Source organism: Lentzea sp. NPDC006480, assembly GCF_040611995.1.
Classification (GTDB): domain Bacteria; phylum Actinomycetota; class Actinomycetes; order Mycobacteriales; family Pseudonocardiaceae; genus Lentzea.
The window spans coordinates 1-22,144 of record NZ_JBEXPJ010000152.1; the positions used below are offsets into that span (position 1 = coordinate 1).

The window sequence follows — 22,144 nt, forward strand, 5'->3', positions numbered from 1 at the left end:
GGTTCTGCCGGTAGCGGCCCACCTTGCCGGCGAACAGGGCGCGGGTGTGGGTGGCCTGGCACGCAGGGATCAAGTCGAACATCGGCCACACGCAGGCCGCCGCGGGTGCCGCCGGTGTGATCAAGATGGTGATGGCGCTGCGGCACGGGCTGCTGCCGCGCACGATCAACGTCACCACTCCCTCGTCACACGTCGACTGGAGTGCGGGCTCGATCTCGCTGCTCACTGAGAACACCCCCTGGCCGTCAGCAGACCGCGCGCGCAGGGCAGGCGTCTCGTCGTTCGGCATCAGCGGCACGAACGCCCACGTCATTCTTGAGGCCGCGCCGTCGTCGTCGGCGCCCGGCGCGGGGATCCCCCCAATTTCCAGCGTACCGAATGAAAGTGCTGGTCAGGGCGGCGCGACGCAATCTGTGGACAACTCGGCGGCTGTGGACAACTCGGCAGTTGTCGATCTTGTCGGCGCGGGATCGCCGGCCTCCCGTGCGACGATTGGAGTGGGGACCTCGCGTCCCCCCAAGGGGGCCCCGCTCGTTGTTTCGGCGAAGTCCTCCGCTTCGCTGCGCGCTCAGGTCGAGCGGATTCGGGCGGTCGAGGCTGATGCGTTCGATGTCGGGTTCTCGTTGCTGAGGCGGTCGCGGTTCGAGCACCGGGCGGTGTTGCTGGACGGTGCTGAGGTCGCGCAGGGGCAGGCGAGCCGGCGCAGGCTGGCGGTGCTGTTCTCCGGGCAGGGGTCGCAGCGGATCGGGATGGGCAAGGAGCTGTACGAGCGGTTCCCGGTGTTCCGGCAGGCGCTCGACGCGGTGCTGGAGCACGTTGATGTCCGCGACGTGATGTGGGGCGGGGACGAGGAGCGGCTCAACCAGACCGGGAACACGCAGCGGGCGTTGTTCGCGATCGAAGTGGCGCTGTTCCGGCTCGCGGAGGCGTTCGGGATCGAGCCGGACTTCGTCGGCGGGCACTCGGTCGGCGAGATCGCGGCCGCGCACGTCGCCGGGGTGTTGACGCTCGAAGACGCGGCGAAGCTGGTCAACGCGCGGGCCGCACTCATGCAGTCGCTTCCGGCTGGTGGAGCCATGATCGCGGTGGAGGCCACCGAGCAGGAGGTGGAAACGACCGACGTGGTGTCCATCGCGGCGATCAACGGGCCGCGGGCGTTGGTGATCGCGGGCGAGGAGAAGGCGGTTCGACAGATCGCCGACGGGTTCGCCGGGCAGGGGCGCAAGACTAAGCGTTTGCCGGTCAGCCATGCGTTTCACTCGCCGTTGATGGAGCCGATGCGGGAGGACTTCCGCGCCGTCGTGACGGCGCTGGAGTTCGCCGCGCCCCGCATTCCCGTGGTGTCCAACGTGACCGGGCGCATCGCGGGCACCGAGCTGGCCGAGCCCGAGTACTGGGTGCGGCACGTGAGGGAAGCCGTGCGGTTCGCCGACGGGGTTGCGGCACTTGAGGAAGCGGGCGTGAACGCGTTCCTGGAGATCGGGCCGGACGGGGTGCTGTCGGCACTCGTCGACGGCGCGATTCCCGCGCTGCGCAAGGATCGCGACGAGACGACGGCCTGGCTCACCGCGCTCGCGAGGCTCCACGTCCAGGGCACGAACGTCGACTGGGCGGAGGCGTTCGAGGGCACCGGGGCGAAGCGCGTCGACATCCCGACCTACGCGTTCGACCACGACCACTACTGGCCGACGCCGATGGCTCAGGCAGCCGACGCGTCCGGACTTGGTCTTGGACCCGCGGACCACCCGCTGCTCGGGGCCGCGATGACGGTGGCGCAAGAGGACGCGGTGGTGTTCACGAACCGGCTCGCGGTGGCGTTCCCGGAGACGGCGTTCGCGGAGATCGCGTTCCGGGCCGCTGACCAGGTCGGGTACGGCACGGTCGAGGAGCTCACGATCACCGCGCCGCTCACGCCCGGTGTGTTGCAGGTGTGGATCGGCGCGCCCGACAACGGAAAGCGCGCCCTCACCGTCTACACGCGACCGAACGACGAGCAGCCGTTCGCCCAGATCGCGCACGGTGTCCTCGCAGAGGGCGAGTACCGCGCGGACTTCACGGTCAGCGAGTGGCCGCCGAAGGGTGCGACGGCGATCGGTGAGCAGGCCTGGCAGGCGGGCGACGCGATCTACGCCGAGGTCACGCTGCCGGAAGGCACCTCGGACGCTCAGTTCTACGGCGTCCACCCGGCGTTGCTCGACTGTGCCACCAGGGTCGCCGAGGAAACCCAGGTGCCGGTCCAGTGGCGGAACGTCAGTCTCCACGCAGTCGGCGCCGACACGTTGCGAGTGAAGCTGAGCAATGGTGGGTTCGCCGCGGTCGACACCAACGGCGCTCCGGTTGTGTCAGCGGAGAGCGTGGTCTTCGGGGCACCGCTCGCCGCCCAGCAGCACCAGGACTCGCTGTTCCGCGTCGAGTGGGTGCCCGCACCGGAAACCCAGCCGGCGCACGACGTTCGCGAGGTCCGGTTCAGCGGCGACACCGTTGAGCAGGCACACGAGCTCGCGGCGAAGGCACTGGAGCTGGTGCAGTCCGAAGACCGGCTGGCTTTCGTGACGAGCGGGCTGGCGAGCGCGACCGTCGAAGGCCTCGTTCGCACGGCGCAGTCGGAGAACCCCGGCCGCTTCCTGCTCGTCGACACCGACGGTAGCGCCCCGCTGCCCACCGGGTTGCTGGACGCGGGGGAGACCCAGGTCCGTGTCTGTGCAGGCCAGATCTGTGTCGCCCGGCTCGCCCGCGTCACCGACACCGTCGAGACGGCGGAGTGGGACCCGGAAGGCACGGTTCTGATCACCGGCGGTACTGGCGGTCTGGGTGCGGAGCTCGCCAGGCACCTCGTTGCCGAACGCAACGTCAAACGCCTGCTGCTGGTATCGAGGCGCGGCGGGGAAGCGCCGGAAGCCGTTGCGCTGCAGGCAGAACTGACCGCGCACGGTGCGGACGTCACGATCGCCGCCTGCGACACCGCGGACCTCAAGGCGGTCAAGAAGGTCGTCAAAGGCGTGAAGCTGACGGCAGTCATCCACACGGCCGGTGTGCTCGACGACGGCATCATCAGCTCGCTCACGCCGGAGCGGCTCAGCGCGGTGTTCCGGCCCAAGGTCGACGGCGCCTGGAACCTCCACGAAGCCACGAAGAAGCAGAAGCTCAAGGCGTTCGTGCTGTACTCGTCGGTGTCGGGTGTGCTCGGCAGCGCCGGTCAGGGCAACTACGCGGCGGCCAACGCCTTCCTGGACGCGCTCGCGGAACACCGGCGTGCACAGGGACTCGTCGCCACCTCGCTGGCGTGGGGACCGTGGGCGCAAACCGGTGGTATGACAGCACATCTGCAGGACGGCGCGCTGGACCGCATCGGCCGCACCGGAATGCCGCCGCTCAGTGTCCGCCAGGGCATGCAGCTGTTCGACGACGCCACATCGCGTGAGGACGCGGTGCTCATCCCCGCCCGCATCACCACCGGCCGCACCCACGGCCCGGTCGCGGCGATCATGCGCGGCCTCGTCAAGGGCGGCAAGCGCGCGGCAGGAACCGTCGAGACGTCCACTGTGGACTTCGCGGCCACGCTGAAGGCCTTGCCGGCGGAGGAACGCGGCAAGTACCTGGTCGACCTCGTGCGCGGGCACGCGGCAGGCGTCCTCGGACACGGCACGCCCGCCGCGATCGACAACGACAAGCAGTTCCGCGACCTCGGCTTCGACTCGCTCACCGCGGTGGAGCTGCGCAACAGCCTCGCGTCCGCAACGGGTCTGAAGCTCCCGGCCGGCCTGGTCTTCGACTACCCGACGCCGGACGAGCTGGCCGCCTACCTCGCGGGCGAGCTGTTCGGCGAGGACGCCGGGCCGTCGATCAGCGGCGAGCTCGACCGGCTGGAAGCCGCGCTGGCCGCCAGCTCAGCCGACGATCTCGCCCGCGACGGCGTCGCCGCCCGGCTGCGCAACCTGCTCGCCCAGTACGGCAGTGGGAAGAGCGAAGAGGCCGTGAGCGACCGCATCAACTCGGCGAGCGTGGACGACGTGTTCGCCTTCATCGACAACGAACTCGGCCGACGCACCGAGCGCTGACCTCACTCCAGCAGACGGAAGGTTTCCGGCGATGCCGAACGAAGAGAAGCTCGTTGAGTACCTGAAGTGGGTCACCGCCGATCTCGCCCAGACCCGCCAGCGTCTGGAGGAGGTCGAGTCCGGCAAGCACGAACCGGTCGCGATCGTCGGCATCGCCTGCCGGTTCCCCGGTGAGGTCCGCTCCTCGGAAGACCTCTGGGAACTCGTGGCGAACGGGCGCGACGCCATCACCGGCTTCCCGACCGACCGCGGCTGGGACCTCGGGACGCTCGCCGGCGGCACCAGCGCGACCCTGCAGGGCGGGTTCCTCTACGACGCCGCCGACTTCGATCCCGGCTTCTTCGGCATCTCACCGCGCGAAGCCCTCGCGATGGACCCGCAGCAACGGTTGTTGTTGCAGACCACCTGGGAAGCCGTCGAACGCGCGGGCATCGACCCGACGTCGTTGCGCGGCTCCCGCACCGGTGTGTTTGTGGGCACCAACGGACAGGACTACGGCCACGTCCTGATCGCCTCCCAGGAGGACGTCGACGGCCACGCGGGCATGGGCACCGCCGCGAGCGTCATCTCCGGACGCATCTCCTACACGTTCGGCTTCGAGGGCCCCGCGGTCACCATCGACACCGCGTGCTCCTCCTCTCTCGTCGCACTGCACCTGGCCGCCCAGGCGCTGCGGGGTGGTGAGTGCTCGCTCGCCCTGGCCGGTGGTGTCACCGTCATGGCGACTTCCTCGAATTTCGCCGGATTCACTCGTCAGGGTGGCCTCGCGACTTCGGGCCGTTGCAAAGCGTTCTCGGACGACGCGGACGGCACCGGCTGGTCCGAGGGCATCGGCGTGCTGCTCGTCGAGAAGCTCTCCGACGCCCACCGCAACGGCCACCCGGTGCTCGCGGTCGTCGCGGGCAGCGCGGTCAACCAGGACGGCGCCTCCAACGGCCTGTCCGCCCCGAACGGCCCAGCCCAGCGCGAGGTGATCAAGGCCGCGCTGGCCTCCGCCGGCTTGTCCGCGTCCGACGTGGACGCTGTCGAGGCTCACGGAACCGGCACCGTGCTGGGAGATCCGATCGAGGCCGAGGCCCTGCTCGCCACCTACGGCCAGGACCGCGCGACCCCGCTGCGGCTCGGTGCCATCAAGTCCAACATCGGCCACACCCAGGCCGCGGCCGGTGTCGCGGGCGTGATCAAAATCGTCGAGGCGCTCCGCCACGACACCCTGCCGCCCACTCTGCACGTCACGGAGCCGTCGTCCCACGTCGACTGGTCCGCGGGCAGCGTCTCCCTGCTCACCGAGACCACCCCGTGGCCCCGCAACGGCAAACCCCGTCGCGCCGGCATTTCCTCCTTCGGAGTGAGCGGCACCAACGCCCACGTCATCATCCAAGAAGCTCCCGACGCTCCTGAACGGTCCGCTCACACCCCGAGCACGCCAGAACTGTCAGACCCGCCTGAGACGATTGGAGTGGGGACCTCGGTCTCCCCCGGAGGGGCCCCAGGCGGGATCGATACAGGCGGAGCCAACGCCAGCGGGGTCAACGCCAGCGGACTCGACGCCAGCGGACTCGACGCCAGCGGACTCGACGCCAGCGGACTCGACGCCAGCGGACTCGACGTTGCCGGGACCAACGCGGCAGGGAGCAACGCGGCAGGGAGCAACGCGGCAGGGAGCAACGCGGCAGGGAACAGCTTGGCCGGGAATGGTGCAGCAGGGGTCGTCCCAGACCTTGCTGGGCGGCACCCGTTCGTCCTGTCGGCGAAGTCGGCCAACGCGTTGAAGGCGCGCGTTGAGCAGGTGCGGACGCTGGAAGGCGACGCGAAGGACATCGCGTACTCGTTGCTGACGACCAGGCCCACGACGTTCGATCACCGTGCGGTGGTGCTGGACGGCGACGTGATCGCCACCGGCACGGTCCAGCGCAAGCCTGTCGCTGCGTTGTTCTCCGGGCAGGGGGCTCAGCGTGTCGGCATGGGCAAGGAGCTGTACGAGGCGTTCCCGGTGTTCAAGGCAGCTCTCGACGAGGTGCTCAAGTACCTGCCGAAGGACCTGAAGCAGGTCATGTGGGAGGACGAGAAGAAGCTCGACCAGACCGGGTACACGCAGCCCGCGCTGTTCGCGTTCGAGGTCGCGCTGTACCGGCTGCTGGAGAGCTACGGGTTCAAGGCGGACAAGGTCGCCGGGCACTCCATCGGTGAGATCGCCGCCGCTCACGTCGCCGGAGTGCTCAGCCTGGAAGACGCCGCCAAGCTCGTCACCGAGCGCGCGAAACTGATGCAGGCGCTGCCGGAAGGTGGCGTGATGATCGCGATCCAGGCCACCGAGGACGAGGTCACTCCGCACCTCACCAGCGGCGTCTCCATCGCCGCCATCAACGCCGAGGACTCCGTTGTCATCGCCGGTGTCGAACAAGAGGCACGCAGGATCGCTGAACAGTTCGGTGATCGCAAGACCAAGCAGCTCCAGGTCAGCCACGCGTTCCACTCGCCGCTGATGGAACCCATGCTCGACGACTTCAAGAACGCCATCGCGGGCATCTCGTTCAACCACCCGACGATCCCCCTGATCACTCGTGGGAATGTCGAACAGTCCGGCTACTGGGTCAGCCACGTCCGCGACACCGTCAGGTTCACCGACAACATCGACGAGATCGGCGACGCCACCTTCGTCGAGATCGGTCCACGCGCCGTCCTGGCCGCACTCGTCGACCGCGCCATCCCGACGATGCGCCAGGACAAGGACGAGGTCACGGCGTTCATCACCACGCTGGCCAAGCTCTACACCACCGGCGCCAGGATCACCTGGCCCAAGCGGGGCAGGAAGATCGGCCTGCCCACCTACCCGTTCGACACCGAGCGCTTCTGGCCGCAGAGCACCATGGCACCGGGCACCCAGCCGAACGCGAGCCGCCCCGCGCTGTACGAGGTGAACTGGGTCAAGTCCACTGTGGACGCCGCCGCCATCACGGGTGCGCGCTGGGCCATCATCGGCGGCGACGAGTTCGACCTCGCGCACGTCCTGTACGCGGCGGGCCAGTCCGTCAGCGGCTACGGCGAAACCCTCACCGAGGCCGCCCAGCACACCACCCCTGACGTGTTCGTCGTGGCTGTCACAGGCGAGAACACGCCGGCTAGCGTGCACGAGGAAACACAGCGAGCGCTGAGCATCCTGCAGGAAGCGCTCACCTTCCAGAACTCCCGCGTCGTCTTCGTCAGCCGCGGCGCCGCGACAGGCGAAGACCTCGCCGCAGCCGCGGTGTGGGGCCTCGTCCGCACCGCACAAGCGGAGAACCCCGGCCGGTTCCTGCTGGTCGACAGCGACGGCCTCGACGTCTCCGGCGCCCTGCTCACCGAACTGGTCAACGGTGACGAACCGCAGGTCATCGTCCGCGAGGGCAAGATCAAGGTCGCCCGCCTCAAGGAGCTCCCCGAGAACCCGGAAGCCAAGCACGAGTGGGCAGAGGACGAAACGGTCCTGATCACCGGTGGCACCGGCGGACTCGGCGCGCAGCTGGCGAAGCACCTGGTCAACAGGCACGGCGTCAAGCACCTGCTGCTCGCCAGCCGCCGCGGCGAAGAGGCGCCCGGCGCGCTGAACCTCAAGCAGGAACTGGAGAACAAAGGCGCCACCATCACCATCGCGGCCGCCGACATCTCCAACCCGAACGACGTCCAGACCCTGTTCGCCGCCGCGGAGCGCCCGCTCACCACCGTGATCCACACGGCGGGCGTCCTCGACGACGCCCTGGTCGACGCCCTCACCCCGCAGCGCCTCACCAGCGTCCTCACCCCGAAGGTCGACGCGGCACACCTGCTCGCCCAGCACGACCTCAAGCTGCTCGTCCTCTACAGCTCGGTCGCCAACATCCTGGGCGCGGCCGGCCAGGGCAACTACGCCGCCGCCAACGCCTACCTCGACGCGCTCGCGACCACCCGCGACAACACCATCAGCCTCGCCTGGGGCCCGTGGGCGCAGGACGGCGGCATGACCGCGGGTCTCAGCGACGCCGCCATGGACCGAATTCAACGTTCCGGCATGCCACCGCTGGCCGCCGAACAGGGCCTCGCGCTGTTCGACGCCGCCCTGGCAGCGAAGAAACCTCTCCTCATCCCCATGCACGTCAACCGCAACCAGCAGCGAGTCGCGCCGCTGATGCGCGACATCGTCGACGAACAGAGCCTGCCGCAGCAGAGCCAGCTGGCCGCCGTGACCGTGCTCGACAAACTCCGCAACCTGGACGAGGATGAGCGCGCCGCCCAGGTCCGCGAGCTCGTCCTCGGCACCTGCGCCGCCCTGCTCGGCCACCACGACGTGTCCGAAGTAGACGCCGAGAAGAACTTCCTGGAGCTCGGCTTCGACTCGCTCATCGCCGTCGAGCTGCGCAACCAGATCAACGACATGCTCAACCTCAAACTCCCCGGTAGCGCGGTGTTCGACAGCGGCACGCCACAAGCGTTCGCGCAGAAGGTCGACGCCGAGCTCGGCACCATCAGCGGCCCGGACAGGACCACCGGAGCGGCAGACCCGAGCGACACGGTCTTCGGCCTGTTCATGGAAAGCGTCACCACGGGCAAGGTCGTCGAAGGCCTCCGGATGCTCAAGGCCGTCGCCAACCTGCGCCCCATGTTCGACAGCCCGGCCGAGCTCGAAGACCTGCCCGTCCCGGTCACGCTCGCCGACGGCCCGAAACTCCCGAAACTGGTCTGCGTCAGCGCCCCAGGAGCCACGGCCGGCGTGCACATGTACGCACGACTCGCCGCCCACCTCCGCGGCAAGCGGCACGTGAGTGCACTCCCGCTCATCGGTTTCGGTGAGGGAGAAGCACTTCCGCGGACCACCGAGGCCGCCGCCCGGTTCGTCGCGGAGAGCATCCTCAACGGCACCGACGGCGACCCGTTCGTCCTGGTCGGACACTCCTCCGGCGGCACCCTCGCCTACTTCGCCGCCGCTGTCCTGGAAGAGACCTGGGGCATCACGCCGGAGGCCGTGATCATGCTCGACACCCTGAGCATGAACTACAACTCCAGCGAGGGCATGGACTTCGACGCCGTCACCACGAACTACTTCAACACCATGGACTCACCCGCGGTGAACATGAACAGCACGCGCCTGTCCGCGATGGCGCACTGGTTCCCGCTCATCATCGACACCGGCCTGCACACGACGGTGCCGAAGCTGCTGATCCGCTGTGCCAACGAAGTCAAGGGCACCGACCTCGTCAACACGAACCAGGACGTCGACGTGCCCGCCGATGAGATCCGCGTCGTCGCCACCGACCACATGGCGATGGTCAAGGAGGACGCGGGAGTTGTCGCCGAGGTCGTCGAGGACTGGCTCGGCACCCGCATCGAGAAACTGGAAGGCGCCCGATGACCACGTCCCAGGAACTGCCCCTGATCGGGGTCGAACTGCCGTCGATCCTGACGTTCAGCGAACTCCGGCTCCGGTTGCAGGAGCAGGCCCCGGTGTGCCGCATCCGGACGCCCGCGGGCGACGAGGGCTGGCTCGTCACCCGCCACGCCGAGGTGAAGTCGTTGCTGCAGAACAACAAGCTCGGCCGCAGCCACAAGGATCCGGCGACCGCGCCGAGGTTCATGCGCAACCCCATGCTCGACATGCTCGTCACCAGCGACGACATCGAGGTCGAGAAGGAACGCCACGAGAAGAAACGCGTCCTCTACACCAAGAGCTTCGCCGCCCGCCGCGTCATCGAACGCAAGGTGCGCGTCGAGGCCATCGCGAACGCCAAGCTCGACGCCATCATCGCCGCCGGCCCGCCGGTCGACCTGCACGACGCCTACTCGATGGACTACTCGCAGCAGGCGTTGTGCGACATGGTCGGCATTCCCGAGGAGGACCGGGCCAAGCTCCTGGAGATGATGGACACCGTCGGCGCGTCCGACCAGCAGCACGCCGAAGCCGGCATGGACCCGCTGTTCGGGTTCGCCGCGGAGATCGGCGAACGCCGCCGCGAGGAACTCGGCGACGACGTCATCTCCCGCTTCATCGAAACCGGCCTGACGAACGAGGAGATCGGCCTGCACGTCGTCACGCTGCTGTTCACCGGCCTCGCGGGCCTCGCCAGCCACCTCGACTTCGGCGTGCTGCTGTTCCTGCGCAACCCCGAGCAGCTCGCGAAGGCCATGGCCGACCCGGCGATCATGGCCCAGGCCGTCGACGAGGTCATGCGCGCCACGATCAGCTCGCCCGTCCTGCCCCGCTACGCCAGCGAGGACATCGAGGTCGGCGGCGTCACGATCAAGGAGGGCGACCTGGTGATGCTGGACTTCAGCCTCGCCAACTTCGACCCCCGCGCGTTCGACGACCCGCACAGGTTCGACGTCACCCGCTCGCCCAACCACCACTTCACCTTCGGCCACGGCATGCGGCACTGCACCGGCGCCCCGCTCGTGCGGATCATCCTCGCCGTCGCGTTCACCACGCTGTTCGAACGCCTGCCCGGACTGCGGCTCGCGGTGCCGGAGTCCGAACTGGAGTCGCACCCCGGCGGCCGTCTCGCCGGCGGACTGGAGAAGTTCCCGCTCACCTGGTGACGGCCGTCACCTGTCAGCACCGTGTCAGCGCGCGTTGGCACGGTGCTCGACCATGGCAACGAAGTTGAAGAGCGTCGTGCTCACCGTCGGACTGGCCGCCGGTATCGCGCTGCTGGGCGGCACCCCGGCGACCGCGACGTCCGCACCGGGCTGCTCCAGCGTCACGCAGATCGGCGCGACCAAGCAGGTCAAGGACAACCACGGCAACACCGTGATGTCGGTCAAGCAGTTCCTCGGTTGCAACAAGAACTACGGCTACACCTGGGTGTGGGAGTCGTGGGCGAGCTCGCACCGCGGCTTCACCGCGGGTGCCGGCCTCTACGTCGAGGGTGTCCTCAAGGGCTACAACGTCGACCGCGCGAACGACCGCGAGGTGTGGTCCGACGGTCTCGCCACCGTCGACAAGTGCACCAGGGGCTACGGCGCGGCCGGCGTCGGCGGCGACGTGACCTGGGCGGGCGAGACCGAACAGCGCTGCTGAGTCACTCCTGCTCGTCGAGGCGTGCCTTCTCCGCGAGGCGCGCCTCCTCGGCCTTGAACTCCTTGTACGTGTTGCGCTCGTGAACCAGCCAGTCCGGGTTCTCGTCCTTGATCGCGTTGATCTGCTCGGTGGTGAGCGCCTCGGTGATGCCGGCGCGTACCAGGGCCGACGTCGAGATGCCCAGCTTCTGCGCGATGAGCTGCTTGGGGTGCGGGCCGTTGCGGCGCAGGTCCGCCAGCCACTGCGGCGGGTTGGCCTGCAGCTCGTTCAGCTCGTCGCGCGACACGACCCCCGCCTGGAACTCCTCGGGCGTCGCCTCGAGGTACACGCCGAGCTTCTTGGCGGCGGTGGCGGGCTTCATGGTCTGCTGCGACTTCATGGCACAAAGAGTAACCGGCGCGTCCGGTAGCCTCAGCACGTGACCGGATCGTTCACGCTCGCGTTCGTCCCAGGTGTGACGCCGGGCAAGTGGGCACGGGTCTGGCAGGAACGCCTGCCGGAGACCGAGCTGACCCTCGTACAGGTGACCAACGCCGATGCCGGCCCGAAAGTGCGCGCGGGTGAGGCCGACGCCGCGCTGCTCAGGCTGCCCGGAGACCGCGAGGACCTGCACGCGATCCCGCTCTACACCGAGGTCACCGTCGTCGTGTTCCCGAAGGACCACGAGTTCGCGGCGGCCGACGAACTGTCCCTTGAGGACCTGAAGCCGCACGTCCTGTGGCAGCCGCTCGACGACCCCCTCGACTGGGACGCGATGCCTGGTCAGCCGCCCGTCGAACGGCCGCAAACCACCGCGGACGCCATCGAGCTCGTCGCCGCCGGCGTGGGACTGCTGGTCGTGCCGCAGTCACTCGCGCGGCTGCACCACCGCAAAGACCTCAAGTACGTGCCGCTGAGCGACGCCCCGCAGTCACGGGTGGCGCTGGCGTTCCCGATCCGCGACGAGAACCCCGAGCTGGTCGAGCACATGATCGGCATCGTCCGCGGCCGCACGGTCAACAGCACCCGCGGCCCGGAGCCGGTCAAGAAGCAGGCACCCAAGCAACAGCAGCGACGGGGCCCGGCACCTCAGCAGAAGAAGCAGCCCGCCAAGCGCGCGAAACCCCGCCGCGGCCGCTAGTCGTGGACGGTGATCGCCTGCGCCGGGCAGATGCCCCGGGCGGTGCGCGCGGTCGTCTCCGCCTCACCTGACGGGCTGTCGTCGAGCAGGGTGACGAACCCGTCGTCGTCCTGGTCGAACACGTCCGGCGCGGCCAGCACGCACTGAGCCGAGCCGATGCACTTGCCGGTGTCCACACTGATCCGAGCCATGACGTTCCTTTCTACCAACGCACGGGGAGTGCGTGGAGTCCGAAGAGGACCCCGTCGTACTTGAACTGCAGTTCCTCCAGCGGAACCGCGACCTCGAGGGTCGGAATCCGCCGGAACAGGCCGCGGTAGGCGACGTCCATCTCCAGCCGCACCAGGTTCTGGCCGAGACACTGGTGCACGCCGTACCCGAACGCCACGTGCCCGGTTGCCGGCCGGGCCGGGTCGAACTCGTGCGGCCGTTCGAACATCTCCGGGTCGTGGTTCGCGCCGGCCACGAGCGGCACGATCCCCTCACCCTCGCGGACGAGCTGCCCGCCGATCTCCACGTCCTCGATCGCCACGCGCAACGCCACCAGGTCGGCGACCGAGTGGTAGCGCAGCAGTTCCTCGATCACGCGGTCGTCGTCGATCCACTGCTTCTGCTGCAGCAACGTGACGACACCGAGCGAGATGTTGTTCGCCGTCGTCTCGTGGCCCGCGATGAGCAGCAGCATCGAGACGCCGGAAAGCTCTTGGGGCGTCAGCAGACCGCCCTGGAGAAGCCTGCTGATCAGATCGTCGCCGGGGCGCTTGGACTTGATCGTGATCAGCCGGTTGATGTAGCGGAGCAGGTGTTCGGACGCCTTGTCCCGTTCCTCGTCGGTCGACGTCAGCGTCACCAGGACCTTCGTCTTCTCCTCGAAGAAGTCGCGGTCCACTTTGGGCACTCCCAGCAGGGAGGAGATCACGAGCGACGGCACCGTCAAAGAAAAATCCTCGACGAGCTCCGCGGTGTTGCCTTTGGCCAGCATCTGGTCGATTGCACGGTCGACGATTTCCTCGACCGCGGGGCGCAGTGACCGGATGCGGCGCACCGTGAACTCGGGGATCAGCGCCTTGCGGAACCTGTTGTGGTCGGGCGGGTCCAGCGACACGAACCAGCCGGGCACGTCGTCCGCGGACGGCGCGCCCACTGTGCGCGACGGGCGCGGAAAGCCTTCGTGGTTCGGGTTCGAGCTGATGCGCGGGTCGGTGAGCACCGCGCGCACCTCCTCGTGCCTCGTGACCAGCCACACGGTCTCACCGGACGGCAGCGCGGCCTTCACCAGGCCGGGCTTGGTGCGGAACTCCTCGTACTCGGGCGGAGGGAAGGGCGCGCCGGGGCGGCGCATCATGAACGGGACTAGGTCGGCGGCGGAGTCGGTACTGGTCATGTCATACCTCGTAGAACTGGCGGACTTGCCCCACGATGTAGTCCTGGTCGTCTTCGGTCAGCTCGGCGTGGGTGGGGAGGTAGAGCCCGTCCTCGGCGAACCGGTTCGCGTTCAGCGCCGGCCACACCGGGTCGAGATAGCCGGGCTGCCTGCTCATCGGCTTGAAGAAGAGCCGGGTCTCGACTCCCTTCCGCGCGAGGAACCTCATGAGCTCCTCACGGCGTTCAGCACGCAGGTCGTACATCCACAACACGTCACGCGGCGGCATGAGCGTGATTCCGTCGATGCCCCGAAGGCCTTCGTCGTACCGCTTCTCGATCTGAGAGCGTGTTGCGATGATCTCGTCGAGGCGTTCGGTCTGCGCGAGCGCGACCGCCGCCTGCAGGTTCGTCATGCGGAAGTTGTAGGCGAGCTTCTTGTGCAGGAAGCTGTGGTCTCTGGTGAACGCCATGCCGCGCAGGTGCGCCATCTGCCGCGCCAGGTGCGGGTCGTTCGTGACGCAGATACCACCTTCGCCCGAGGTGATGATCTTGTTGGCGAACAGCGAGAACGCCGCGATGTCCCCGGTCGGCTTGACGCCGTGGGCTTCCGCGGAGTCCTCGACGACTCTCAGGTTGTACTCGTAGGCCAGTTCGAGGATCGGCGCCATGTCGCACTGCCGGCCGTAGACGTGCACGGGCATGATCACCTTGGTGCGCGGGGTGATCTTCTCCTCGATCTTCGTGACATCGATGTTGAGGTCGTCCGCGCAGTCGACGAACACGGGCGTCGCGCCCGTGTAGGTGACGGCCCAGGCCGATGCGATCATCGTGAACTCGGGGACGATCACCTCGTCGCCCGGCCCGACTCCCAGCGCGCGCAACGCGAGCGTCAGCGCGGTCGTGCCGGACGAGCAGGCGACACCGTGCTGAACTCCGTTGTAGGCCGCGAAAGCTTCCTCGAACCGCGGCACGTACGGGCCCTGAGAGGAGATCCAGCCGTCCGTCACGGCTTTCGTCGTGTACTCGAGCTCGTTGCCGCGCAACGAAGGCATCGAAACGGGGTAGCGGTAGCTCATCATCAACTCACTTCGAGGCCAGAGCCGGCAGGGAAAGGATCAGATCGGCGGCGGTCTTGCGGCCACCGGCGGCGTGCTGCAACGCGGCGAGACGCTCGGCGTTCTCGCGGAACCGCGGGTCGTCCAGGACGCGGGTGAGCTTGTCCACGACGTCGCGCGGGTCGACGGTGTGCGGCTTGTCGAGCGTCAGCCCGACTCGGAAGCTCTGCGCGCGAACGGCCTGGTCGTAGCAGTCCACCCACAGTGGACGCGACACCATCGGCTTGCCGAAGTAGATGCTTTCGGTGTAGGCGTTTCCGCCCGCGTGCGTGAAGAACAGCTTGACGTTCGGATGCGCCAGCACGTCCAGCTGGGACGGCACCCACGTCTCGATCCGCAGGTTGGAGGGCAGCTTGCCCGGCAGGAACTTCTGCTGGTCGCGCGGCAGCTTCCACAGGATCGAGTGCTTGCGGTCCAACGTGCGGGCGACCTGCACGAACGCCTCGACCTGCTCACGGGTCAGCCGGGTGATCGTGCCGAAACCCATGTACACCACGGACTTCTGTGCGTCCAGCCACTCGCCCAGCTCGCCGGGATCAGCCTGGGGCAGCGGCGGTACCAGCGCGCCGACCGTGCGGATCTTCTCCGGGATGTCGAACGGGTAGTCCATCTCCGGGATCGAGTAGCACAGCACCAGCTCGGACTTCTCGACCCGCGCGAACTGGCCGCGCGCCTCGGGGGAGATGCCGAGCTCCTCGACGACCTTGGCGTTCTCGGCGTTGCGTTCCTTGTTCTGCTTCGAGAACGCCATCGCGAGCGTGCGCCAGCCGAAGAGCTTGTTGGCCCAGCGCTGGGTGAACGACATGTCCGCGGGCAGGCCGGTGTGCGGGCGCGGGAAGTCCTTCGGCGTGTACGACGGGCCGATCGGCACCGCGGACGTGACGAGGTTCGACGGCACGAACGGGTTGCTGATCACGTACGGGATTCCCTTGGTGATCGCGACCTCGTAGCCGAACATGCACATCGACTCGACGATCATGAGCGTCGGCTGGATCTCGTCGACGAGCTCGGCGAGCGCGCGGTACTTGGGCACCCGCAGCTCCGGCCGGTGTGTCTGCTCGATGACGGCTTTGCGTGCCTTGAACCTCGACCGCTGCGTCACCTTCGCGTAGATGTCGTCGGGCCACGTCACCGAGGACATCTCCGGGATCACGGCGCCGAGCGAGTGGAACCGGATCGGCGAGCCGGCCGCGGCCGCCTCCACTTCCTCGCGGCCCTTGTCGTCCGTGGCGAACCACAGGTTCTCGACGCCGCGGCGCGAGAGTTCCTCCGCTAGCACGAGCATCGGGTTCAGCAGGCCGCTCTCCGGCAGACTGACGAACAGGATCGGCCGCTGGCTCATGGACTTCACCCTCCGGGCTGACGCCTAATGAACGCGAGCCTGCCCGACAGCGCGGCGATGTGTCCTGGGGTGACAGTCTTCTCCAGAAGAAGCCCTAGTGTTGCAACGCACCCCAGGTCGAGGAGAACACCTAGAACCGGCGCGTATCGATTTCATGAGGATGTGTCCGCCTGCGACGCTCGACGCCGACTCGTCGTGGCGAGAGGTACATCATCATGACCAGGACGTCCGACAACAGCATGACCAAGGCACAGCTCGCGGGACTCATCGAGCGCGACGACCAGTGGGCCGCCTTGGAGACACTGTTGACGGACTCCCTGTCAGGATCCGGAAGGGTCGCTCTGCTCACCGGTCCGGTGGCGAGCGGGAAGACCGAGCTGCTGCACGCGTTCGGCGAGGCCTGCGGCGTCAACTTCGTGAAGGCGACCTGTTCGGCGTTCGAGCGCGACCTGCCTTTCGGTGTGGTGGGCCAGATCTTCCACCCGCTGGACGCACCCGCCGAGGTCGGCGAGCTGCTGGACGCGGCCGCTCGTTCCGCCGACGGGCCTTCCGCGCGGCAGCTGCACGCGTTGTGCATCGCGTTGATGGACCTGACCGCCGAGACGCCGTTGGTGATCGGCATCGACGACGTGCAGCACGCCGACTCGTCCTCGCTGCACTGGCTGCTCTACCTGATCCGGCGGCTCGGTCAGGTGAAGGTGTTGCTGATGCTGAGCGAGACCGCGTCGCCGCGTGCTGCTCACACCGCCTTGCACACCGAGTTGTTGCGGCATCCGCACTGTCGTGATGTGGCGTTGGCGCCACTCGGTTCTGTCGACGATCTGTTCGACACTCCTCAGCACGCTTCGGATGCGATGTCGCTTTCCGGCGGTAATCCGTTGCTCGTGCGGTCCTTGTTGGACGATCAACGGTTGTGCAAGCCGCGCGATGACGGTGGTCTGGTGATCGGGCCGAGCTATCGGCGTGCTCTGGTCAGCTGCTTGCACCGCTCTGATCACCACGTTCTGCCGGTGGCGCGGGCGTTGGCGGTGACGGGCGATGGTGCGACCCGGGAATCGTTGGGGCGCTTGGCCCGAGTCGACGTCGAGACGGTGGATTCCGCGCTGGACGTGATGAACGAGGCCGGACTGCTGGCTGACGGCTGGTTCCGCGACCCGGCCGCTCGTGGTGCAGTGCTGGACGACCTGTCCGCGCAGGACCGCAAGGAGATGTATCTCGGGGCGGCTTTGCTGCTGCACGACGAGGGTGCGCCCGCCACCGAGGTGGCGCCGTACCTGGTGATGGCGGACCACTCCGAGAACCCGTGGATGGTGCCGGTCTTCGAGGAGGCCGCCGAGCACGCCCTGCGGGACGAGCAGATCGACACGGCGTTGCGGTACCTGGAGCTCGCGCACCGGGCGTGCGTCGAGGTGCACGGGCGGGCGGCGATCGCGGCGAAGCTGGTGCGGGTGGAGTGGCGGGTGAACCCGTCCGCGGCCGGGCGCCGGTTGGGCACGGTGGTGCCGGCCATGCGCGCCGGGCAGCTGTCGGACCGCGATGTGAACTCCCTGGTGCAGCCCATGTTGTGGAACTGCCAGGTCGACGAGGCCACCGAGGCTCTGGAACGGGTCAGGCGCGCGGCGGCGGCCGGCAGCGGGTTGCGGGCGATGGAGTTGTGGCTGGCGTGCTCACACCCGACGCTGGCGCGGCGTCCGTCCTCGGAACCCGTGAAGACGCGCACGGTGAGCCTGACGTCCGGGCCGATGCTGAAGGCCGTCACCGCCTTGGCGAACGTGCTGACGTACGGGGCCAACGACGCTTCGGCCACGGATGCCGAGCACGTGCTGCAGGCGGCGCGGCCCTCGGACAGCGGCTCATGGGGGCCGGAGTCGGCGATGCTGGCGTTGCAGGCCTTGGTGTACGCGGATCGGCTCGACGTCGCCGCGCAGTGGTGCGACAGGCTGCTGGAGGAGGCGCGGGTCAAGAACCTCGGCGTGGCACGGGCGTTCTTCTCGTGCGTGCGGGCCGAGGTGTCGTTGCGTCGTGGCGATTTGAGCAATGCGTTCGAACACGCGCAGAACGCTCTCGACTTCATGCCCGCCGGTGGGTGGGGTGTGGCGCTGGGGATGCCGCTGGGGATCCTGATCAACGCGGCCACGAAGATGGGGCGGCACGAGGACGCGGCTTCGTTTCTGGAGCAGTCGGTGCCTGAGGCGATGTTCCAGTCGAGGTACGGGTTGCACTACCTGTATGCCCGCGGCCATCACTACTTGGCGACCTCGCGGCACTACGCGGCTTTGGCGGACTTCCTGTCGTGCGGCGAGTTGATGACGTCCTGGGGTGTCGACCAGCCCGGGGTGGTGCCGTGGCGGACGTCGGCCGCGGAGGCCTGGCTGCTGCACGGCGCCAACCGGGACGAGGCGAAGCGGCTGATCAACGAGCAGCTGGCCCGGCTGGGGCCGGAGGGTTCGCGGACTCGCGGGGTGGCGTTGCGGTTGCTGGCCGCTACCAACCAGCCGCACAACCGGCCGCAGTTGTTGCAGGACGCGGTCGTGGTGTTGGAGGAGTACGGGGATCAGTACGAGCTCGCTCGCGCGCTGGCCGACTTGTCCAAGGCGCATCAGGCTTTGCGGGAACATCGGCGGGCCTGGACGGTGGCTCGGCGAGCTTGGCACGTGGCGAACGTGTGTGATGCGGCCGAGTTGTGCGAGGAGTTGCTGCCTTCTCGGGGCAAGGCCGATGAGGATGCTCCGGCTGAGGAGAAGCCCGTTGATCCGATCGCCACGTTGACGGATGCGGAGCGGCGGGTGGCCGCGCTGGCGGCGGTGGGGTACACGAACCGGGAGATCGCGTCGAAGCTGTACATCACGCCGTCGACGATCGAGCAGCACCTCACGAGGGTGTACCGGAAGCTGAACGTCAAGTACCGCAAGGATTTGCCGGCCGATCTGCACTCCTACCTGCCGAGCACGGCCTGACGCTCAGCGTGGGCGCAGGCCGTCCAGCACCAGGGTGATGACACCGTCGGCCTCGGCCCGCCAGTCCGGGCGGTCGTGGGCCGCGCCGATGCCGTGCAGTGCCACCAGGACGGCACCGGCACCCACGTCGTCGCGGAGGGCACCGGTCCGCACCGCGGCTGCCATCAGGTCGGTGACGGCCTGCTCCATCGCCGCGCTGCCCTCGGCCAGCGCGCCGGTGTGGCCCGCCATGAGCGTGGCGAGCGTCTGGGCAAGGCCCCGATGGGTGTGCATGTGGTCGACCACGCCCCGCAGGAAGGCCTCCAGCGCCTCCTCCGCGGGCAGGGTGGCCCGCAGCTCGCGGGCGCGATCGCACAGCGCGGCGACCTCCCCGTGGTAGACCGCCTCGGCCAGCGCCTCCCTGGTGGGGAAGTGGCGGTACAGCGTGCCCGTGCCCACACCGGCCAGGCCGGCGAAGTCGTCGAAGCGCAGCGTGAAGAAGTCGCCGGCGTCGAAGACCTCCCGGGCCTTGGCGATCAGGGCCTCGCGGTTGCGCCGGGCGTCGGCGCGCAGTGGCTTTGACAAACGGAGACTACCTCCATATGTTGAAAGTGGAGATGACCTCCAGTTCGATGGTACCGGACGAGGAGGACCGTGAAGATCCTGATGTTCGGGCGCGGCGTGATCGCCACCATCTACGGCTGGGCCCTGGAACGGGCCGGGCACGACGTCGAGTTCTACGTCCGGCCGGGCCGCGCGGCGGCGTACGGGGACGCGGTGGACCTCGACCTGCTGGGGCGGCGCGGCGCCAAGAAGTGGCCGGTGCGCTACCGCGAGACGCTGGAGCCGGACCACGACTTCGACCTGATCGTGCTGAGCGTGGGACACCACCGCCTGACGGAGGCGGCTGCCTTCCTGTCTCCGCGTCTGGGCAGCGCCACGGTGCTGGTCTTCGGCAACATCTGGACCGAGCCGCAGGCCGCGATCGGTGCGCTTCCGCTCGACCAGGTCGCTTGGGGCTTTCCCCAGGCCGGTGGCGGTTTCGGCGCGGACGGCGTGCTCCGCGGCGCGTTGATGTCCTCGGTCATCTTCGGCACTCTCGGCCGGCCGCCGACCGGCCGGGAACGGGCCGTGCGTCAGGTGTTCCGAGACGCCGGGCTCCGCGTGCGGGAGCAGCCTGACTTCCGCGGCTGGCTGTGGGTCCACTTCGTGTCGGACGCCGCCCTGCACTCGCAGGGCCTGCGGCTGGGGTCGCTGTCCGAGCTGGCCGGGGCGACGGACGACCTGCGCGAGGCGTTGCTGGCCGGCCGCGAACTGCTGCCGCTCCTCCAGGCACGTGGCGTTGACCTGCGACGTCATCGGCGCGGTCTACTGCTGTTCCGGGCACCCACCTGGCTGATGGCCCCGGCGCTCGCCTGGCTGACCACTCATGTCCCGCTGGCGCGCAGGTCTCTCCTGGCACATGACGATCCTGGGGCTGAGGAGCCTCGGGCGATCTGCCGCGACACCCTGGCCGAAGCACGGCGGCTGGGTGTCGCGGCACCGCGGCTGGAAGCGGTCAGCGCAGCGGTAGCTGGTCCTTCAGCTCCTTGACCAGCTCAGGCAGATCGGCGCGGTCCTTCGCGAACCCGAACACGTAGTAGTCCGGCCGCACCAGCGCCGCCACCTTCTTGTGCCCGGCCAGCCAAGGCAGATACAGCCGCTCCACGTCCACGACCTCGTGCGCCCGCGCGATCTTCGGCGGAATCCCGGCCGGCATCACCCGCACCAGCTGCGCGCCCAAGGTCTTCAGGAACTCCAGCTCGTCCTCGCCCAGCGCCTCGTACGGATCCAGCGTCGTGATCAGCTGCCATCCACGGCCGACCACCTCGTCGAACCGGTCGCGAACCGTCCCGCGCGCCACCACGCCCTGCGGCGACAGTTCGCCGTCCGGCAGTGAGATGCCGTCAGGACCACGCCGGACAACACCGTCCTCCAACGCATACGCCGACGGAGCCAGGTCGACGCCTTCCGGCTTGGCCTGCATCGCGATCAGGAACGCGTCCCGCCGGGCAGCGGCCACGGGGTCGAGCTCCGACACGATCTTGCCCACCTCGATGGACATCTCGATCGTGTGCCGCACCTGCAGAGCCCGCTCAGCCGGGTAAGCGTCCAGCAACTCGGCAGAAGCGAGGTCCCGCAGCACCAGGTCGAGCTTCCACGCGAGGTTCGCGGCGTCGCGGATCCCGGAACACATGCCCTGCCCGGCGAACGGCGGCATCAGATGTGCGGAGTCGCCGGCGAGCAGAAGACGTCCGTTGCGCCACTTGTCGGCCATCGCCGCCTGGAAGGTGTAGACGATGTTGCGCGTCAGGTCGGCGTTCGCGGGCGTCACGTCGTACGGAGCCAGCAGCTCCCACATGCGTTCCACAGTGGACAGTTCTTCGATCGACTCGCCGGGCAGCCGCATGAACTCCCAGCGCCGGTGACCTCGGCCGGATGCGACGATCGTGGTCGGGCGGGCCGGGTCGCACACCTGCACGTCGTTGGGGCGGAAGGCGCGCTTCTCGTGGAAGACGACGTCGACCAGCAGCCAGTCGTGCTTGAAGTTCAGGTCGAGCATGCGCGAGCCCATGACGTCGCGCACGAAGCTGTTCGCGCCGTCGCACCCGATCACCCACGACGCCGTGACGTCACCCTCGTGATCCGGCCCGGGAGCCGTCAGGGACACGTGCGAGCCGTGGTCGGCGATCGCCTCCACCTTGTGCCCGAACAACGTCTGGATGTTCGGCAGCGTCAGAACGTGCTCGCGCAGGGCACGTTCGAAAGTCGGCTGGTGCATCACCGTCGCGATCGGCCAGCCGTCGCGGCCCGGTTCGTACGGTGCCTCGAACGAGAACAGCTCGCGGCCCTCGGCGTTCTGGAACATGTACTGCCCCAGGGGTTCGCCGAGCTCCATCAGGTCGGCGCCGATGCCGGCCGAGGCGAACGAGCGCGCGGTCTCGCCGTCGAACGCGACGACGCGCGGGAACGGGTACTGGCCGCGGTACTTCTCCAGGATGACGACCCGCCATCCCTTGTGCGCGAGCAGGATGGACAGAACGAGGCCGACCGGGCCGCAGCCGACGACCGCCACGTCGGCGGTCAGCGCTGTGGCGGGAAAAGGCGCGCGGCAAGCGGTTCCTGATCGTGGTCGACGACG

The 22,144-nt window shown here is 68.5% G+C and carries 14 protein-coding genes; 7 read left to right on the top strand and 7 right to left on the bottom strand.

Features of this window, described 5'->3' with window-relative positions:
- Window positions 1-50 precede the first annotated feature (50 nt).
- The 4 genes from ABZX92_RS36980 to ABZX92_RS36995 are packed head-to-tail and all read left to right on the top strand — an operon-like array spanning window position 51 to window position 11,085.
- Window positions 51-4,058 carry a type I polyketide synthase gene (locus ABZX92_RS36980; RefSeq protein ID WP_355570120.1) on the top strand — a complete coding sequence of 1,336 codons (4,008 nt, stop codon included), beginning with the start codon at window positions 51-53 and terminating at the stop codon, window positions 4,056-4,058.
- A gap of 31 nt (window positions 4,059-4,089) precedes the next feature.
- Window positions 4,090-9,423 carry a type I polyketide synthase gene (locus ABZX92_RS36985; RefSeq protein WP_355570108.1) on the top strand — a complete coding sequence of 1,778 codons (5,334 nt, stop codon included), beginning with the start codon at window positions 4,090-4,092 and terminating at the stop codon, window positions 9,421-9,423.
- Complete coding sequence (locus ABZX92_RS36990) at window positions 9,420-10,604, top strand: cytochrome P450 (protein ID WP_355570109.1); 1,185 nt, start codon at window positions 9,420-9,422, stop codon at window positions 10,602-10,604. The genes ABZX92_RS36985 and ABZX92_RS36990 overlap by 4 nt, the downstream gene beginning before the upstream one ends.
- 52 nt (window positions 10,605-10,656) lie before the next feature.
- Window positions 10,657-11,085 (top strand): hypothetical protein, encoded by a 429-nt coding sequence (locus ABZX92_RS36995; protein WP_355570110.1) that lies wholly within the window; start codon window positions 10,657-10,659, stop codon window positions 11,083-11,085.
- 1 nt (window position 11,086) lies between these two features.
- Here ABZX92_RS36995 and ABZX92_RS37000 read toward each other — a convergent pair whose 3' ends face one another.
- Window positions 11,087-11,446 (bottom strand): DUF5997 family protein, encoded by a 360-nt coding sequence (locus tag ABZX92_RS37000; RefSeq protein ID WP_355570121.1) that lies wholly within the window; start codon window positions 11,444-11,446, stop codon window positions 11,087-11,089.
- Window positions 11,447-11,503: 57 nt separating this feature from the next.
- Between ABZX92_RS37000 and ABZX92_RS37005 the strand changes: the two genes are divergently transcribed.
- Window positions 11,504-12,205, top strand: a complete 702-nt coding sequence (locus ABZX92_RS37005) for a LysR family substrate-binding domain-containing protein (protein WP_355570111.1) — start codon at window positions 11,504-11,506, stop codon at window positions 12,203-12,205.
- Here ABZX92_RS37005 and ABZX92_RS37010 read toward each other — a convergent pair.
- The 4 genes from ABZX92_RS37010 to ABZX92_RS37025 are packed head-to-tail and all read right to left on the bottom strand — an operon-like array spanning window position 12,202 to window position 16,027.
- On the bottom strand, window positions 12,202-12,396 hold the full coding sequence (locus ABZX92_RS37010; RefSeq protein WP_355570112.1) for a ferredoxin: 195 nt from the start codon (window positions 12,394-12,396) through the stop codon (window positions 12,202-12,204). The two genes, ABZX92_RS37005 and ABZX92_RS37010, sit on opposite strands and share 4 nt — an antisense overlap.
- Window positions 12,397-12,407: 11 nt before the next feature.
- Window positions 12,408-13,589, bottom strand: a complete 1,182-nt coding sequence (locus ABZX92_RS37015; protein WP_355570113.1) for a cytochrome P450 — start codon at window positions 13,587-13,589, stop codon at window positions 12,408-12,410.
- Between the two features lies 1 nt (window position 13,590).
- The gene (locus tag ABZX92_RS37020) at window positions 13,591-14,646 is read right to left on the bottom strand and encodes a DegT/DnrJ/EryC1/StrS family aminotransferase (protein WP_355570114.1); all 1,056 of its coding nucleotides are present in this window, start codon (window positions 14,644-14,646) and stop codon (window positions 13,591-13,593) included.
- 7 nt (window positions 14,647-14,653) lie between these two features.
- The gene (locus ABZX92_RS37025) at window positions 14,654-16,027 is read right to left on the bottom strand and encodes a glycosyltransferase (protein ID WP_355570115.1); all 1,374 of its coding nucleotides are present in this window, start codon (window positions 16,025-16,027) and stop codon (window positions 14,654-14,656) included.
- A 215-nt stretch (window positions 16,028-16,242) separates the two neighbouring features.
- Between ABZX92_RS37025 and ABZX92_RS37030 the strand changes: the two genes are divergently transcribed.
- Window positions 16,243-18,984 carry an AAA family ATPase gene (locus tag ABZX92_RS37030; RefSeq protein ID WP_355570116.1) on the top strand — a complete coding sequence of 914 codons (2,742 nt, stop codon included), beginning with the start codon at window positions 16,243-16,245 and terminating at the stop codon, window positions 18,982-18,984.
- Window positions 18,985-18,987: 3 nt separating this feature from the next.
- On the opposite strand, the gene ABZX92_RS37035 is transcribed toward ABZX92_RS37030, so the two are convergent.
- Window positions 18,988-19,548 carry a TetR/AcrR family transcriptional regulator gene (locus tag ABZX92_RS37035; protein ID WP_355570117.1) on the bottom strand — a complete coding sequence of 187 codons (561 nt, stop codon included), beginning with the start codon at window positions 19,546-19,548 and terminating at the stop codon, window positions 18,988-18,990.
- Between the two features lie 69 nt (window positions 19,549-19,617).
- Between ABZX92_RS37035 and ABZX92_RS37040 the strand changes: the two genes are divergently transcribed.
- Window positions 19,618-20,556 (top strand): 2-dehydropantoate 2-reductase N-terminal domain-containing protein, encoded by a 939-nt coding sequence (locus ABZX92_RS37040; protein WP_355570118.1) that lies wholly within the window; start codon window positions 19,618-19,620, stop codon window positions 20,554-20,556.
- On the opposite strand, the gene ABZX92_RS37045 is transcribed toward ABZX92_RS37040, so the two are convergent.
- Window positions 20,522-22,144 (bottom strand): bifunctional 3-(3-hydroxy-phenyl)propionate/3-hydroxycinnamic acid hydroxylase (locus ABZX92_RS37045; RefSeq protein WP_355570119.1); only part of this gene is annotated, 1,623 nt, incomplete at its 5' end. The two genes, ABZX92_RS37040 and ABZX92_RS37045, sit on opposite strands and share 35 nt — an antisense overlap.

What these genes read in the sequence shown, in the direction of transcription:
- ABZX92_RS37010 (WP_355570112.1), bottom strand. Translation starts at nt 12,396, where the DNA reads ATGGCTCGGATCAGTGTGGACACCGGCAAGTGCATCGGCTCGGCTCAG.
- ABZX92_RS36995 (WP_355570110.1), top strand. Translation starts at nt 10,657, where the DNA reads ATGGCAACGAAGTTGAAGAGCGTCGTGCTCACCGTCGGACTGGCCGCC.
- ABZX92_RS37015 (WP_355570113.1), bottom strand. Translation starts at nt 13,589, where the DNA reads ATGACCAGTACCGACTCCGCCGCCGACCTAGTCCCGTTCATGATGCGC.
- ABZX92_RS37030 (WP_355570116.1), top strand. Translation starts at nt 16,243, where the DNA reads ATGACCAGGACGTCCGACAACAGCATGACCAAGGCACAGCTCGCGGGA.
- ABZX92_RS36990 (WP_355570109.1), top strand. Translation starts at nt 9,420, where the DNA reads ATGACCACGTCCCAGGAACTGCCCCTGATCGGGGTCGAACTGCCGTCG.
- ABZX92_RS36985 (WP_355570108.1), top strand. Translation starts at nt 4,090, where the DNA reads ATGCCGAACGAAGAGAAGCTCGTTGAGTACCTGAAGTGGGTCACCGCC.
- ABZX92_RS37000 (WP_355570121.1), bottom strand. Translation starts at nt 11,446, where the DNA reads ATGAAGCCCGCCACCGCCGCCAAGAAGCTCGGCGTGTACCTCGAGGCG.
- ABZX92_RS37025 (WP_355570115.1), bottom strand. Translation starts at nt 16,027, where the DNA reads ATGAGCCAGCGGCCGATCCTGTTCGTCAGTCTGCCGGAGAGCGGCCTG.
- ABZX92_RS37020 (WP_355570114.1), bottom strand. Translation starts at nt 14,646, where the DNA reads ATGAGCTACCGCTACCCCGTTTCGATGCCTTCGTTGCGCGGCAACGAG.